General features: G+C 61.5%; 12 protein-coding genes. 3 read left to right on the forward strand and 9 right to left on the reverse strand.

The window, feature by feature from the left end:
- Positions 1–168: 168 nt before the first annotated feature.
- The 6 genes from CN311_RS23415 to CN311_RS23445 all read right to left on the reverse strand — a co-directional run bounded on the left by CN311_RS23415 (position 169) and on the right by CN311_RS23445 (position 10265).
- Positions 169–1419: an efflux RND transporter periplasmic adaptor subunit gene (locus CN311_RS23415; protein ID WP_097576055.1), complete on the reverse strand. Its 1251-nt coding sequence runs from the start codon at positions 1417–1419 to the stop codon at positions 169–171.
- Positions 1416–4589, reverse strand: coding sequence for an efflux RND transporter permease subunit (locus CN311_RS23420; RefSeq protein WP_097576056.1), 3174 nt, complete (start codon positions 4587–4589; stop codon positions 1416–1418). Before CN311_RS23420 ends, CN311_RS23415 begins: the two co-directional genes overlap by 4 nt.
- A 357-nt stretch (positions 4590–4946) precedes the next feature.
- Positions 4947–5672 (reverse strand): alpha/beta fold hydrolase, encoded by a 726-nt coding sequence (locus tag CN311_RS23430; RefSeq protein WP_245440921.1) that lies wholly within the window; start codon positions 5670–5672, stop codon positions 4947–4949.
- Positions 5673–6050: 378 nt separating this feature from the next.
- Positions 6051–6620: a PAS domain-containing protein gene (locus CN311_RS23435; protein ID WP_097576058.1), complete on the reverse strand. Its 570-nt coding sequence runs from the start codon at positions 6618–6620 to the stop codon at positions 6051–6053.
- Positions 6621–6809: 189 nt separating this feature from the next.
- Complete coding sequence (locus CN311_RS23440) at positions 6810–9098, reverse strand: FdhF/YdeP family oxidoreductase (RefSeq protein WP_097576059.1); 2289 nt, start codon at positions 9096–9098, stop codon at positions 6810–6812.
- Positions 9099–9197: 99 nt separating this feature from the next.
- Positions 9198–10265 (reverse strand): helix-turn-helix transcriptional regulator, encoded by a 1068-nt coding sequence (locus CN311_RS23445; RefSeq protein WP_245440920.1) that lies wholly within the window; start codon positions 10263–10265, stop codon positions 9198–9200.
- 91 nt (positions 10266–10356) lie between these two features.
- Between CN311_RS23445 and CN311_RS23450 the strand changes: the two genes are divergently transcribed.
- Positions 10357–10560: a hypothetical protein gene (locus CN311_RS23450; protein ID WP_097576060.1), complete on the forward strand. Its 204-nt coding sequence runs from the start codon at positions 10357–10359 to the stop codon at positions 10558–10560.
- Between the two features lie 237 nt (positions 10561–10797).
- A complete protein-coding gene (locus tag CN311_RS23455) occupies positions 10798–11457 on the forward strand; it encodes a response regulator transcription factor (RefSeq protein WP_097576061.1) in 660 nt (219 codons plus the stop codon).
- A 187-nt stretch (positions 11458–11644) separates the two neighbouring features.
- Here CN311_RS23455 and CN311_RS23460 read toward each other — a convergent pair whose 3' ends face one another.
- The 3 genes from CN311_RS23460 to CN311_RS23470 form a co-directional block, all read right to left on the reverse strand.
- Complete coding sequence (locus tag CN311_RS23460) at positions 11645–12232, reverse strand: sigma-70 family RNA polymerase sigma factor (RefSeq protein ID WP_097576062.1); 588 nt, start codon at positions 12230–12232, stop codon at positions 11645–11647.
- 302 nt (positions 12233–12534) lie between these two features.
- Positions 12535–13377, reverse strand: a complete 843-nt coding sequence (locus CN311_RS23465) for a formate/nitrite transporter family protein (protein WP_097576063.1) — start codon at positions 13375–13377, stop codon at positions 12535–12537.
- A gap of 594 nt (positions 13378–13971) precedes the next feature.
- Entirely contained in the window at positions 13972–14244 is a 273-nt protein-coding gene (locus tag CN311_RS23470; protein WP_097576064.1) for a hypothetical protein, read from the reverse strand.
- A 142-nt stretch (positions 14245–14386) separates the two neighbouring features.
- Here CN311_RS23470 and CN311_RS33065 point away from each other — a divergent pair, with 142 nt between their 5' ends.
- Positions 14387–14554: a hypothetical protein gene (locus CN311_RS33065; protein ID WP_208866568.1), complete on the forward strand. Its 168-nt coding sequence runs from the start codon at positions 14387–14389 to the stop codon at positions 14552–14554.
- The last annotated feature ends 2 nt before the right edge of the window (positions 14555–14556 follow it).

The following is a 14556-nucleotide window of genomic DNA, read 5'->3' on the forward strand; positions in this document are numbered from 1 at the left end:
GGGGTGATCAAACTTTAGCTCGGCCCTCAAATGGCCAGCGCGTCGACGATCCATCCCTCGCCGCTGACGAGAGAGCTGCTACTCTCTCCCAGCGGTTCATTCTCGCCTCTTCAACAAGAAATGTCATAAGACAAGCGCGTCGCGTGAGGCCGGTCAGCGCGACGCGCTTCAGGGTGTTCCGACGGCCGCAGGACTGATCTGCACCTTGCTGCCCTCGGCAAGTTCGACCGGCGGATTCAGGATCACCAGGTCACCCTTTTTGACGCCGTCACGGACCTCGACCTCCTTTCCGAGATCGCGCGCCACCGATATCTTTCGAATATGCGCAATGCCGTCCTCGACCACTGCAACCTGCAGCCCATCGGCGTTGAAGATGATCGCGTCTGCCGACACGGAGAAGCTGGGCGTCTTGCGCGGGATCTGTAGTTCGACCGTGCAATAGGTGCCGGGCGTGAGGACACCATCAGGGTTAGGAATGTCGATTTCGGTCAGCAGGGTCCGCGTGCCCGGTGCCAGCGCATCGGCAATCCGCGTCACCGTACCGGGGAAGGTACGGCCGGGGATTTCGGGGACCTGGAGCACAGCCTTGACTCCCGGGGTCAATCCAAAGGCCTGGTCCTGGGGGACGAAGACCTGGGCACGGATCACATCGCCCTGCATGATGGCGAACAGGAAAGTGCTGTTGGTCGTGTCGGCCTGCACCAGGCTGCCAATATCGACGTTGCGTTGCGTGATGACGCCATCGAACGGGGCGACGACCTGCTGGTAGGCCTGTTGCTGGTCGAGCACGCGCAGCTGGTCCTGCTGTGCGTTCACATTGGCCTGCGCAACGCCGACAGCCGCCTCCTGTGCCTTGAGGCTTTGGACGTCGATCGTACCCTGCTGCTTGGTGATCCAGCCCTGGTCCACCAGCGGTTTGTCCCTTTGCCACGTCACCTTGGCGAGATCGAGATTGGCTTGTGCCTGTTGCAGCGCCGCCTTGAGTTGTCCCAAGGTTGCCTGGGCCTGCAGAATCTCGTCATCGAGTTCCGGCACGGCAATCTTGGCCAGCAACTGTCCCTTCTTGACCTTGTCCCCGATATCGACCTCACGCGTCTCGATATAGCCGCTGGCTCGCGCGAAGATGTCGGCGACGTCGTAGGCAGTTGTGGTGGCGGGCAGGCTGACTTGCACAATGTCGTCGCTCGGCCTTACCGCTGCAACACGCACCTGCGGGATGAAGTTACGCGCCTGTTCGGCGACCGCCGCGAGCTCGCGGTTGCGCGAATAGTATCCCTGGACGCCAAAGGCCAGTCCCGTCGTCAGCAGGGCTAGCGCGCCCAATGCAAGCAGCCAGCCTCCGCCCCGGCGCGGCCGCCGCTCCGTTGTGCCATTCATCACGGTGTCGTCGGGCTGATCCAGGTGGTCCCTCGGTTTCATGCGATTTCCTCGTCGAAGACGCCTTGAGCCGTCTTGCCGTCCTGTCCACTGCGTAGCAGCGAGAACAGGTACGGCACGATGAGAAGCGTCGTGGGCGTTGCGAACAGAAGTCCCCCGATGACCGCGCGCGCCAATGCGGCATTCTGCTCTTCGCCCGCTCCGCCGATCGCCATGGGGATCATGCCGACGATCATCGCGGCCGCGGTCATGAGCACGGGCCTGATCCGGGTATGACCGGCTTCGATCGCCGCATCGAACGCGGACTTGCCCGCCAGTTGTTGGTCCCGGGCGAAGGTCACGAGCAGGATGGAATTGGCCGAAGCGACCCCGACCGCCATGATCGCTCCCATCAGTGAAGGCACGTTGAGCGTCGTGCCAGTGATGAACAGCATCGTCACGATGCCGCACAACGTCGCCGGCAAGGCAAGGATGACAACGAAGGGGTCGCCGAAGTTCTGGTAGTTCACGACCATCAGCAGATAGACGAACACGGCGGCGAACAGGATGCCAATGCCGAGGTCCCAGAAGGCATCGTTCATGCTCTGGATCTGGCCTATGACCTGGATGTTGTTTCCAGGCGAAAGCTGCTTCTGCAGGTCGGCAACGACCGCGCTGATCTGGCTGGAGACGCTTCCCAGATCGCGGCCCTGGACGCTTGCGTAGACTTCGTAGACCGGCTGGACATTCGCCTGGTTGGCATTGGTCGGGAGACTGTCGCGCTTGAACGTAGCGACGTTGCTAAGCTGCCCAGGAACCTGTGCACCGGCGGTATTGATGGTTGAGGACACGGGCGTGTTGCCGAGATCGTTCAGCGACGCGATCTTGTTTTCCGGTGTCTGAACGGCGAGATAGTAGGGAATGCCCGTGGTCGGGTCGGTCCAGAAGTTCGGCGACACCTGCTCGGAGGAACTCAGGCTCACATTGATGTTGTTGGCGATCGTGCTGGCATCGAGGCCGAGTTGCGCCGCCCGTGTGCGATCGATATCGGCATAGAATGCCGGCGCGTCGACTTCCTGCTGCAGGTGTGCGTCGACCACACCGGGGATGTCTGCGATGCGGCGCCGCAGTTCAGTCGCGATCCGCAGATTGGTAGTCCGGTCATAGCCGACCGTACGGACATCGATCTGCGCCGGCAGTCCGAAATTGAGGATCTGCGTGACGATGTCGGCCGACTGGAAGTAGAACAGAACGTCTGGAAAGGCGCCGGGCAGCGCCGCGCGCAATTTGCGCACATAGTCGGCAGTGGGCGCGTGGCCGTCCTTCAATGCGACCAGGATCACGCCGTCATTCACGCCGATGGTCGATCCATCCGTGAACGCCAAATTGTAGGCACGCGCCGGCAGGCCGATATTGTCGACGACAAGCTGGAGGTCGCGATCGGGAACGATCTCGCGGATCTTGTCCTCAACAGCCTGGAAGATCTTCTCCGTCTCCTCGATCCGGGTTCCCGCGGGAGCCCGCACATGGAGTTGGATCTGGCCGCCGTCGATCGCGGGAAAGAAATCGCGACCGACGAGCGTCGACAGCATAGCGCCCAACGCGAGCACCAGGGCTGCAATGACGGGAACGATGAACCGGCGCCTGAGAAGTACTGCCAGCAACTCGGCATAGTTCAGGCGCATGGCCTCGAAACCACGTTCGAACCTGGCGTGAAACCTGCCGAACCAGCCCGTCGAGGCATCGTGGCGCTCCCTTTTGAGCAGCAGCCCAATGGTGATTGGAGTGAGCGTCCTCGAAAGTCCATAGGATGCCAGCATCGCGAACACGACGGCAAGACCGAGCGGCGTGAACAGATATTTTGCCGGACCTTCCAGAAAGACAACCGAGGTGAACACGCAGCTTATGGCCAGCGTCGACACCAGGGTCGGCACGGCGATGCCGGCGGCGCCATGCAGCGTCGCCTGCGGCAGCGGCTGCCCTTCCTCGGTGAGCAGGCGATGGGTATTCTCGAGCGTCACCGTCGAATCGTCGACGAGGATGCCAATCGCCAGCGCCAGGCCCCCCAGCGTCATCGTGTTGAGCGTTTCGCCCAGGAAATACAGCGCCACGACCGACGACAGGATCGCAAGCGGGATCGAGATCATGACGACCAGCGTCGATCGCCACGATCCGAGAAACAGCAGGATCATCAGGGCGGTGAGCGCGGCTGCGATCACGCCCTCCCGCAGCACGCCGGCGATCGATTGCTTGACGAACACCGACTGGTCGAAGAGCTCCCTGATCTCCATGCCGGGAGGTGCCGCGGCACGCGCCGTCTTCAAGGCATCCCGAACGGCATCGACCACCTCCAGCGTCGAGGCGTTGCCGTTCTTGATGATACTGAGCAGAACCGAATGCCGGCCGTTCTCGCGAACGATGTTCTGCTGAACGAGCCATCCGTCATGGACCTGGCCGACATCCTTGACGAATACCGTGGCGCCATTCACGACCTTGACCGGAATGTTGTTGAGCTCGTCGATGGTTGCCGGCGTGGCGTTGGTGCGCACGACATACTGTGTGTTGCCGATCTTGGCTGTGCCCGACGGCAAGGTCAGGTTCTGGGCGTTGACCGCGCCGACGACGTCGAGCGGCGTCAGGCCCTTGGCCAGGAGCTTCGATGGGTCGAGGTCGACCATGATCTGGCGATATTTCCCGCCCGCCGGTGTTGGCAGCGTGACACCCGGGATCGGGGCCAGTTGCTGGCGAATCCGATAGATGCCGTAGTCGTAGAGCTGCTGTTCGTTGAGTGTGTCGGAGCTCAGGCTGATCTGCAGGACCGGCACGCTGGAAGCGTTGAACTGCACCACGAGCGGTGCCTGGATGCCCGGTGGCAGGAGGGCGCGAATGGCGTTTGTCGCCGAAACGATCTGCGCGATCGCGAGATCGAGATTCACATCCTGCTGAAAATAGATCTTCTGAACCGATAGTCCCCCTAAGGTCTGCGCCTCAATGTTCTTGATGCCATTGACGTTGGAGCTGATCGCATACTGGCTGTACGTGGTGACGCGCTGTTCCATCTCGGGCGTGCTGAGGCCGCCATAGCTCCAGATTACAGTCACCACCGGAATGTTGATTTCCGGGAAAACGTCCAGCCGCATCTCGCGACTTGCGACGGCGCCGAGAAACAGAATCAAGGCAGCCAACACATAGAACGTGTGCGGAAATCGCAGCGCGAACCGAACGATGCCCATGTCTCAGCCGGCAACCTTCCTGGCGACGTTAGTCGGAACGGCTCGAGCGATGAACGTCGCCGTATTGCCGGATTCTAGTGAGTGTCTGCGAAATGGCTTTGCGCGCATTGCCTTGAATGTCCGGTGCTTGCGCCCAAGCACCGCCAGGCTCATGGCCGGCGCAATCCGCCTCATGGCGGGCGACCGGTCAGTCATCGTCGGTTTGCCGGGCACGAACTGGTTTGGGCACATCAGAGCAGCGAGCAAGGCCGCCGGCATGTGGATGCAGCATGCGGCCTGGGCAGTCGTCGCCCGGACGGTCGCCCAGGCCGTCAGGCCCGTCCGCATCGCTTCGACAGGACAGTTTCAAATCCAATGTCATCGGCCCGCGGCGGCCAGAATGAGGTCGGCGACCTCCTTGGGATGGGAAACCAGCGACAGATGGCCCGCATCGATCTCCACGGTTGTCGCGTGCATGCGTTTTGCGAGAAATCGTTCGAGGTCAGGGTTGATCGTCTTGTCCTGCTTCGACACTGCATAGAACGATGGCTTGGAATGCCATGCAGCTTCGGTGGTTCGTCCGCCGAAGATAGTCGCCGCGGTGGGCTCCTGAACCGCATACAGGACCTTCGCCTGCCTGGGCGCGACACCGTTCGCAAAGTATTTCAGGAATGAATCTTCGGACAATCTGGTGAAACCATCATTCACCTGGATGCCTGCCCGGACGGGTCCTGCGGGAAATTCCGCCGAGAGAGCGACAAAATCCTCACCGGCATCCGGTGCTCGCGCGGCCACATAGACCAGTGCTGTGACCTTGGGATCAGTCCCCGCTTCGCTGATGACGGTGCCGCCCCAGGAATGCGCTACCAGCACGGTTGGTCCATCCTGCAGCGCCAGCGCCCGGCGCGTCTCCGCGACCGAGTCCGCCAGCGACGTCAGCGGATTCTGCACCGCGGTCACTTTCAGGCCGGCTGCCTGAAGGAGCGGGATCACCTCGGCCCAGCTCGATCCGTCCGCCCACGCTCCATGCACGAGGACGACGTTGCGCGCCACGGTATGCACCGGCTTGGGCGTTGGCTTGGGATTGTCGGCGGCGTCCGTCACGGCGACTCCCGACAGGCTGAGAGTGATGGCAATTGCGATGGCATTGATGATCTTGCGCAAGGGACTCTTCCTTCCGTTTCTGCAAACAATCGAACGCGCCGATTACCGGGATGAGGGCCGGCGATGCGGTAGCAAATCCTGCGGCCGGCTCCGTTGCCGAGACCTTTCGGAGGCAGCTCGTGGCGACAATCTCTATTTCGCGGTTCGACGTCTTTCAGAAACGCCCCTGCCTTTCTCGCCGCGCACGGGACAGGTCCCGGTGGCGAGGTGGCGGGCACGCCAGCCCATCCTCAAACGACCCAAGCCATAAAAAGGGCGGGGATCGCTGATGCGACCCACCGCCAGTTCGGGCGCCCGCGGGAGGAGTGGACGAGCGCCTCAGGAATTCGGCGGAACGGCGCTTGCGCGGCGTGCGTGGGGGCTTCGCCTCGAAAGCAACATTTCGCCGCGCGGAACAGGTTGGGCGGCAAACATTGGGTGAGGGGCAAAGAACAGGGCGACGAGAAGTCGCGTGGCGGAAAGCTCGTCGCCGGCCGTCGGCAGCACCAGCATTGCACACTGCCAAATCCGCCCATCGAGCGCCCAGGTCGCGTGTCGCGCTTGCGGCAACTGCTCCGCAGCGGCCCGCACGCATAGGCGGCGGAGCTGCCCGCGGCTGGGCTGAGGGAGCGCGGACAGCCTGTGACCGCTACGGTCCCCTCCACAGAGCGCGTCCAGCGCCGCGCCCCATCTCGCAAACATGAAATCGGCTCCCCGCTCCAGCACGATCGCTTCGGCAAGATAGGGTTCCAGAACCCCAAACTGCGCCAGCTCGACGCTGCCGCTGGCGCCATCGGCACCGCGACCGAACCCATCCAGCCACTTGGCTGCGACCCAGCGCAACGCGGCTCCGAGATCGCCACGGCGGAGCCTCCTGGGGGCAGATCGGCATTGGTCATGGGAGATCATTTTGTCACTCCGGTCGCTTCTCGAAGCAAATCTCGTAGATGTCAGTGAACAACGAGCGTCTCGAGAAGTATTGCCATTGAGCCCGTTCGCTTTCGTGAAGGAACGTTTGTCAACGAGAAGCACTCGACATCGAGACCGCAGGAAAATCCATGGTGAGGATGAGCTGACGGCACGCGACCGCGCCGATGATCAAACCGCCTCGGCACGCGAGCGCGAAATGCGAATTGGAATTGCTTTGTAGGAGGGCGTGAAGCTCATCGGATCATGCGAATAGAGCGGCACGAGAGGGTTTGCCTCGGGATAGTAGGCAGCACAGCTGCCATTCGGGAACGCATACGGGACGATCCGGAAATTGGAGAGGCGGCGCTCAACGCCGTCGGTGGACAGAGTGATCAAGTCGACGCGGTCGCCGGCCTGGAGGCCACGCCTTTCCATCTCCTGTTCGTTGAGGAAGACCACGTCGCGCTGACCGAAGACACCCCGGTAGCGGTCGGACATCGAATATATCGTGGTGTTGTACTGATCATGACTACGCACCGTCGTCAGCCATAGTACGTCGAGACTTTCCTGAGGGGGATCCTCGCCGAGGCCGTCGAAGACAAGGAAATTCGCCTTGCCGGAAGCTGTCGCCCAGATGCGTTCGCGCGCATTTGACGTCAGATGGAAGCCGCCCGGAATGCGAATGCGGGCATTGTAGCCCTGGAAGATCGGGAACACGTCTTCGATCGCGTCGCGGACAAGGTCGTAGTCGGCGGCAAAGCCTTCCCAGTCGACGACGGAACGTGCGCCCAGTGTTGCCCGCGCAATGCCGGCGACGATTGCAGGTTCGCTCCTCAGGTGCTCTGACGCCGGAACATTGCGGCCCGCCGAGGCGTGCACCATCGACATCGAATCCTCGACCGTAACCGACTGCGGCCCTGTGGCCTGGATATCGATTTCGGTGCGCCCGAGGCAAGGCAGGATCAGCGCGTCGCGGCCGTGTACCAGATGGCTGCGATTGAGCTTGGTCGACACTTGGACTGTCAGGTCGAGCTTGCGCAAGGCAGCGCGTGTCACCTCCCAGTCGGGGATGGCGGACACGAAGTTGCCACCTATGGCGAAGAACACTTTCACCTTGCCGTCTTTCATGGCCTCCAGCGCGGTCACGACGTTGTGGCCGTGCTGGGACGGCGGCTTGAAGCCGAAGCGGCGCTCAAGCCGACCGAGAAATTCCCTTGTCGGCGTTTCGGTGATACCGACCGTGCGATCGCCCTGGACGTTGGAATGGCCGCGTACGGGGCAAAGCCCGGCGCCTTCACGGCCGATATGACCGCGCAGCAACGCGAGATTCGCCAGCTGCTGCACGCTTTGAGCGCCCCGCCGGTGCTGCGTGATGCCCATGCCATAGACAATGATCGCTCGTTCGGCCTGCATATAGGCGCGAGCGGCGTATTCAATGTCGTCGCGAGCGAGCCCCGACTGAGACACGATATCCTCCCATCGCGTCGCCCGCAGGTCGGCGGTGAGCGCTTCGATACCCGTCGTATGGCCCTTGATGAAGTCCCAGTCGAGGACAGCCGGCAGTTCGTCTGCGCGCGCCGCATCGTCAGCCTCCATGAGAACTTTCATGAGTCCCTTGACGACCGCGACATCGCCGCCGACACGCACCTGATAAAGCTTGGCGCTGATCGGCGTCGACGTAAGCGTTGCCATTTCGACCGGACTCTGGGGCGACTGGAATCGCTCCAGGGCGCGCTCGCGGAACGGATTGAAGGACATGATGGTTGCGCCGCGCCGCGAGGCGTTGCGCAGGCTCGTCATCATGCGAGGACTGTTCGTGCCCGGATTCTGTCCGAAGATGAAGATGCAGTCCGTCTTGTCGAAATCGGAAAGCAGGCAGGTACCCTTGCCGACGCCGAGCGAGTGCGGCAGGCCGACACTGGTAGCCTCGTGGCACATGTTGGAGCAATCAGGGAAATTGTTGGTGCCGAATTCGCGCACGAAGAGCTGGTAGAGGAACGCTGCCTCGTTCGAGGTGCGGCCGGATGTGTAGAATTCGGCCATGTTGGGATCCGGCAATCCGTTGAGGTGGCGGGCAGCGGTTGCAAAGGCCTCGTCCCAACCGACCGGCACGTAGTGGTCGGATGCGGCGTCGTAGGCCATCGGATGGGTCAGTCGCCCAACCATCTCGAGATCGAAATCGCTCCAGCTTGAAAGCTCGGCAACGGTATGGGCGGCGAAAAACTCCGGCGTGCAGCGTTTCGCCGTAGCTTCCCAGGCAACCGCCTTGCCCCCGTTCTCGCAAAACTCGAAGGATGAAGTGTGCTTGGGGTCCGGCCAGGCGCAGCCGGGGCAATCGAATCCCTCCGGCTGGTTCATGCGCCCCAGGGTGACCGCCCCCTTGATCGGGATTCCCTGCTCGACAAGGTGTTCGCCCAGCGCCTTGAGCGCTCCCCACCCGCCGGCCGGGGCATTGTAGGGACGGATATCATTGGCCATCGGAGATGCCTTTACGGAGAGCTGAAGAATCCTCGCTGGGCAAGGAGCATTCCGGCAGGCAACATCTTTCCATCGCAGTGATGCTGCCAGCGATGTCGATTATGTTGCGCTGGCAGCGCCGCGAGGCGGCATCGCTCCCGGAGGGGAGAGCTTAATGGGCCGCGTATCCGACCCACGAGGCGGGTAGCGCCAAACGTTGGGATCGCTGTCGCAGGGGCGAGCTGCTACATCCGTGCGATTGCCGCAACGCCAGCGATAGGGTGTCTCGCCAACGGAACGTCTGAAGACCGTGGTGAAATGGGCTTGGTTCTGAAAGCCCACGCTCAGCGCCACATCGACCAGGGTCATATCGGTCTCGCTGAGCATCTGCTTGGCGCGGTCAATCCGCCGCCGCAGCAGGAATTCATGCGGGCGCATGCCGGTGGCCGCCCGGAACTGTGCGGCGAAATACATTCGGCTGAGCCCCGCCACTGCCGCCATATCGGCGAGCGCAATCTTCTCATCGAGATGTGAATCGACGTATTCGACGACCCGCTTCCACCGCCATCTCGGCAGGGCGGCCGTAGCGCGTGCCCTCGGGCCTGGCTCTGGATTTGAGCGCAGCGTGAGCAAGCGGGTTACGATAGCAAGGCGGACTGCGTCGGCATAGAGGTCGCCAAATCCATCATGACTGCCTTCGGCCGCCTCGAGCGCGCGGGAAAGACGCTCGACGACCGGATCAGAGGAATGCCGTTGCGGGACCAGTTCGGCGAGGCCGAGATCCCGGGGCGTGTCCAAGATACTCAAGCCGTCGATCGCGTTTCGGTCTGCTTCGGCGCATTGGGCCAAGGCCCCTCTGGGCACCGCCGCGGGATCAGGGTCTGCCGCGGCATTTGCGTGCATCATCACACCAGCGCGAAGCGGTCGTTGCATCGCTGCGGCGGACACCGAGAGAACGACATTCATATGGGTGAGGGGGATCGAAATCATGCCGGAATCTGGCGCCATCGGATGGGCGTCGAGCCTTGCGTCGAATGGGTCGAACAATGACGAGCCGAATTCGGGCGTTCGGCGGTGGCCGTCGGCTTGCATTGCTTGCGCTATGCTTTTGCCTCGAGGGAGGACGGGCCGTTCCTCTCCCGGCCGCCGATCGTCATGTTCGGATTCAGACGATGAGTCGAACTGCATTGAACCATGCTCCTCTGCCTTCAGAGTTTTCCTCTGCTTGCCGGGCCAAGGTACACGGGTGGGAAAACTGCTCCATTAAATGGCAGTCTGAATGAATCATATCATCAGCTATGCGGCGCATACGATGGTATCGACTATTGGCGGCGGCGCCTTCGGCGCTCTGACGATCACAGCAATCTTGGGCAGGGAGGCTGCTTGGCGGCGACAGGCTTCTTCTGCAAGCCCTTTTGACGACGCCATGATCCGGTGCATAGCCGACGCGATGAACTGGCAACGCGAAAACAAGCCGGAATGACCTCTTCGTGGTTATCCAAGAGCTGCCATCTCCATGCCCCTGGAGCAAAGTCGCTCACGTTCCGAATCGGCACTTGCGTTCGTTCCGGGAAGATTACCGCCAACCTGTGCGGTTGAATTCCAGGTGGGTTTCGAGGATCGCCTGCGTCTTACTCTGGCGGGTCTCGTTGGCAGATTAATATGCTAAGATGGCGCTGTGCCATTCCGCAGCGGAAATCGTGAGAGGCGTATTGCTATCGTGACAGCAGGTTCCAATCCAGGCCCATCCGCTTCGACCGCTTTTGCCTCGACCGTCTATGTCATCGATGATGATGACGCTGTGCGCGATGCCCTGAGCGGCCTGTTCAGATCTGTGGGGCTGCATGTCGAGCTGTTCGCCTCCGCCAGCCAATTCCTGCAGGGCAAACTGCCGGAAACGCCAAGCTGCCTCGTGCTCGATATCCGGTTGCCCGGCGTAAGCGGACTCGATTTCCAGGCTCATCTTGCAAAGTCGAACATTCAAATGCCGATTGTCTTCATGACGGGACACGGCGATGTCCCGATGTCGGTGCGCGCGATGAAAGCGGGGGCAATCGATTTTCTGACCAAGCCGTTCCGGGAACAGGACATGCTTGATGCGGTCTTCGGCGCACTCGAGAACGACCGCATAAGGTGGGAAACCGACCAGGACGCGGCGACGCTATCAGCCCTCTACAATACACTGACTTCTCGCGAAAAGGAGGTCATGTTCTTTGTGACAAAGGGTTTGATGAACAAGCAGATCGCGGGCGAGATGGGCCTCAGCGAAATTACCGTCAAGATTCATCGCGGACATCTCATGCGCAAGATGGCGGTCCGAACCTTGCCCGACCTGGTACGGATTGCAGAACGGTTGGGCGTTCGAGGCGTAGACCGCTAGAGAAGTCAAAGTCGTCATCCGGTATGGACGAAAACCTTCCAATCCCGCCCCCTCCGGATGTTCTCGATGCTGTTGCCGCGGTCGGACCACACACTGGCTCGCCGTTCGCCGGATAACGACCCCGCCGCGCCGGCATGGATGGTGTGCCTTCGGCTCGTCATGAAAACGGCGCCGGTTCAGTCTTCGCTCACCCTGGTCGTCGCGGCCGCGCAACACCTTCGAGGATCGATCGCAACTCCTCTCGGCCTCTGGCGATCCGGGACGTCAGCGTGCCCGCTGGAATGCCCAGCGCCTTGCTGGCATCGTCGTAGGAGAGGCCTTCAACCGCGACAAGCACGAGTGCTGCGCGCCGTTCGGGGTTGATCCGCTGAAGCGCGGAGAATACATCCACCGATACCAGCCTCTCGGCCTCTGGCGACATCGCCATCGCATCTATCGTTTCCGAGATCGTGGTCACCGCCTGGGCGTGGCGTTTGGCGCGCCGCAACTGGTCGATGAACACATTGTGCATGATCGTGAGCAGCCAGCGGCGTGGCGTATCGCCTACCGTCCAATTCGCCATCCTCGACAGCGCCCGTTCGAGGCTGTCCTGCACAAGGTCATCGGCGGCATCGCGGTCCCGCATCAGCGCGCGCGCATAGCCGCGCAGCCGTGGAATCTCCTCGACGATCGCTCGCCTGCGTTCGTCGGCGACTTCGGCCTCCGCGACGCTTGCCGTGCGAAAACGCGGCTGCCGCGAAACACTGGGCGGAAGTTCGAGATGGGTCGTGTTCATGGTCTTCAGGCTGTGCGCAATGGCGGCGATTGCAACTCGCCATCCGGACTTAACCCGGTCGGACACGAACCAGACAGCCACAACCATCCGCTAGTTCGAGACTGCACGTCTGGTCTCCGATGCATGTGCGGCTGCCTCTCCTGACTTCTGCTGCGTCCAATCGATGCTGTCGGCTGGGTGCCGTCGGCGCTACCATGGCGGACCCGACAGAGGGCTTCTTTTCGAAACGACTACATTCTTTCGCGATGCAATGTGCGCGGATCGATGTTTAGGAAGGAGGTGTTCGCGAGAGTGCCAGGCCATCACTCGGCTGGGCCAAATGACATCCTCGCCGCGGGGGCAGGCATGCCTTCCGCACCGCCCCTCACATAGGTCCAATAAAGAGGAAGCCCCGTGAACAGGAATCCGCCAGCAATGTTGCCCAGGGTCACGGGTATCTGGTTCCAGTACCACCAGTCCGCGAAGCTGATCTTGGCCCCGAGCATCATCCCCATGGGAATAACGAACATGTTAACGACGCAGTGCTCGAAACCGAGCGCGAAGAAAGCGAATATTGGCAGCCAGCATCCGACGATCCTGCCGACGACGGACTTCGAACTCGCTCCCATGACGACACCGAGGCAGACCATCCAGTTGCAGAGCATGGCCTTCACGAAACCGGTCACCAGTCCATCATATCCATATGGCTCATAGGCGATCGTCTTTGCTTCTGCGAGCGCGCGCAGATGATCTCCGAGCGCACCCGCCCCGACATTGCCGACATCGGTCAGGACGACATAGAACAGCCCGGCGAAGGCCAGCGAGCCGAGCATGTTGCCGACAAAAACCCAGAACCAGTTGGCCAACATCCGGCCGACCGTCGTGCGGTGAGCCAGGACGGCCAGTGGTACCAGTCCAAAATTCCCGGTCAGGAGTTCGAGACCAAGGATGACGATGATGGCAAACCCCACCGGGAAGATGAGAGCACCGACAAGCCCGACATTTGTCTGAAGCGCACCCTCCAAGGCCAGACATGTCGCGAAGGCGAGGAGCGCGCCGGAAAGCATGCCGCGGATCAAAAGATCGGGAATGCTGTGAGCGGCCTTGGCGGCGCCGAGATCCACCATTGCCCGCGCGATTTCGAGCGGTGAGAGGCTGTCATTCATGATCGCTGTCCTTTCGGGTCAGGCACGTTTCCCGTGCGCCGCTAACCAGGACTGGATAGCCGTCGGCATTTCGCGGCGACATCCTACGCAGGGCAACCGGATTAGGCGCTTGATTTAGGTCAGCCATTCCTTGGTATGCCTTGTCGGCCGCGGTCAGGTCGGGTGCCGGTCCGGAGACCGCCGCGCACTCACCGACGAGGACGGTGCAGCGGACCGTGGCCAGGCGCTGCTCGCGCGATTGTCGGTCCGTTCCCAAGCTTGTTTCGATAGACCGCTCGTCTGGCATTCACGGACGAACCTCGTGCGCTGGAAGAAAGCCGCCGCGCCTTCGCGCGCGACGGCTTGCGATCTTCCAATTCGCTCGCCTCGCCGGTCGTGCGGGCGGCCTCCTAGATGAGGGCGCCAACCTGCACGCGATGAGCTTCGTAGACCGAGTGGCTGACACCTGGCACGGCGATGAGGGGGCCGTGGCGCTCACATGGTGGAAGCGCTCGATGTCGGGATTGGTGATCTAGTCGTTGCTGGCGACCATGTCCCAAGGCGGCTTGGTCTTCCACGCCGCGGCGGCCGGTGTTGAGCGTGACTGACTGGGCCTTAGTTATGGCCACCGAGCGTATTCACATTCGCGCAGAAGGCGGTGTATGGCTGCTCCATACCTTTGCACTCGTTCTTCATCGCTTCTTGCTTTTCGGCAGGCATAGCCATGAATACGTGCTTGAATTCCTCCAGCGGCTTCATGGTTTTCATGCTGGCATCCGTAAAGAACGGTTTCATGGTGTCCGGATCATCCAGAGTGCCGGCAAGTGCAATGCCGCCAGACGCGGAAAGCGCAATTGCGGCACCGAGACAGATAGCTTTGATGTTCATGGGTATGGTCCTTCCCTGGAGTCAGCGGTGGTGCCAACGACAAACCGCGTTGGTGGGTAAAAAAATAACCCCCAACCCGCCTAGTGTATTTTCTCTAACCGCTAGGCTTTTGTCTGAAAGACTGTTGATGACTGGCCGTGCCATGACGAATGCGGTCGCAGCAATGGGGGCACCGATCGGTCGGTTATTTCTGCCCCCTGTGGGCGGCAATATTGAAATCACAGCGGCGTTCTCAAAAGACCCTTGCGTCTGCTTTTGCAAGTATGGCGGCACCCAGGCATCGGCGTTCCTTGCGTCGGTCAATACCTGATC

Origin of the sequence: Mesorhizobium sanjuanii (assembly GCF_002529485.1) — a bacterium.
GTDB classification, from domain to species: domain Bacteria; phylum Pseudomonadota; class Alphaproteobacteria; order Rhizobiales; family Rhizobiaceae; genus Mesorhizobium; species Mesorhizobium sanjuanii.

What these genes read in the sequence shown, in the direction of transcription:
- CN311_RS23415 (WP_097576055.1), bottom strand. Translation starts at nt 1,419, where the DNA reads ATGAAACCGAGGGACCACCTGGATCAGCCCGACGACACCGTGATGAAT.
- CN311_RS23420 (WP_097576056.1), bottom strand. Translation starts at nt 4,589, where the DNA reads ATGGGCATCGTTCGGTTCGCGCTGCGATTTCCGCACACGTTCTATGTG.
- CN311_RS23435 (WP_097576058.1), bottom strand. Translation starts at nt 6,620, where the DNA reads ATGATCTCCCATGACCAATGCCGATCTGCCCCCAGGAGGCTCCGCCGT.
- CN311_RS23440 (WP_097576059.1), bottom strand. Translation starts at nt 9,098, where the DNA reads ATGGCCAATGATATCCGTCCCTACAATGCCCCGGCCGGCGGGTGGGGA.
- CN311_RS23445 (WP_245440920.1), bottom strand. Translation starts at nt 10,265, where the DNA reads ATGCAGTTCGACTCATCGTCTGAATCCGAACATGACGATCGGCGGCCG.
- CN311_RS23450 (WP_097576060.1), top strand. Translation starts at nt 10,357, where the DNA reads ATGAATCATATCATCAGCTATGCGGCGCATACGATGGTATCGACTATT.
- CN311_RS23460 (WP_097576062.1), bottom strand. Translation starts at nt 12,232, where the DNA reads ATGAACACGACCCATCTCGAACTTCCGCCCAGTGTTTCGCGGCAGCCG.
- CN311_RS23465 (WP_097576063.1), bottom strand. Translation starts at nt 13,377, where the DNA reads ATGAATGACAGCCTCTCACCGCTCGAAATCGCGCGGGCAATGGTGGAT.
- CN311_RS23470 (WP_097576064.1), bottom strand. Translation starts at nt 14,244, where the DNA reads ATGAACATCAAAGCTATCTGTCTCGGTGCCGCAATTGCGCTTTCCGCG.
- CN311_RS33065 (WP_208866568.1), top strand. Translation starts at nt 14,387, where the DNA reads ATGACGAATGCGGTCGCAGCAATGGGGGCACCGATCGGTCGGTTATTT.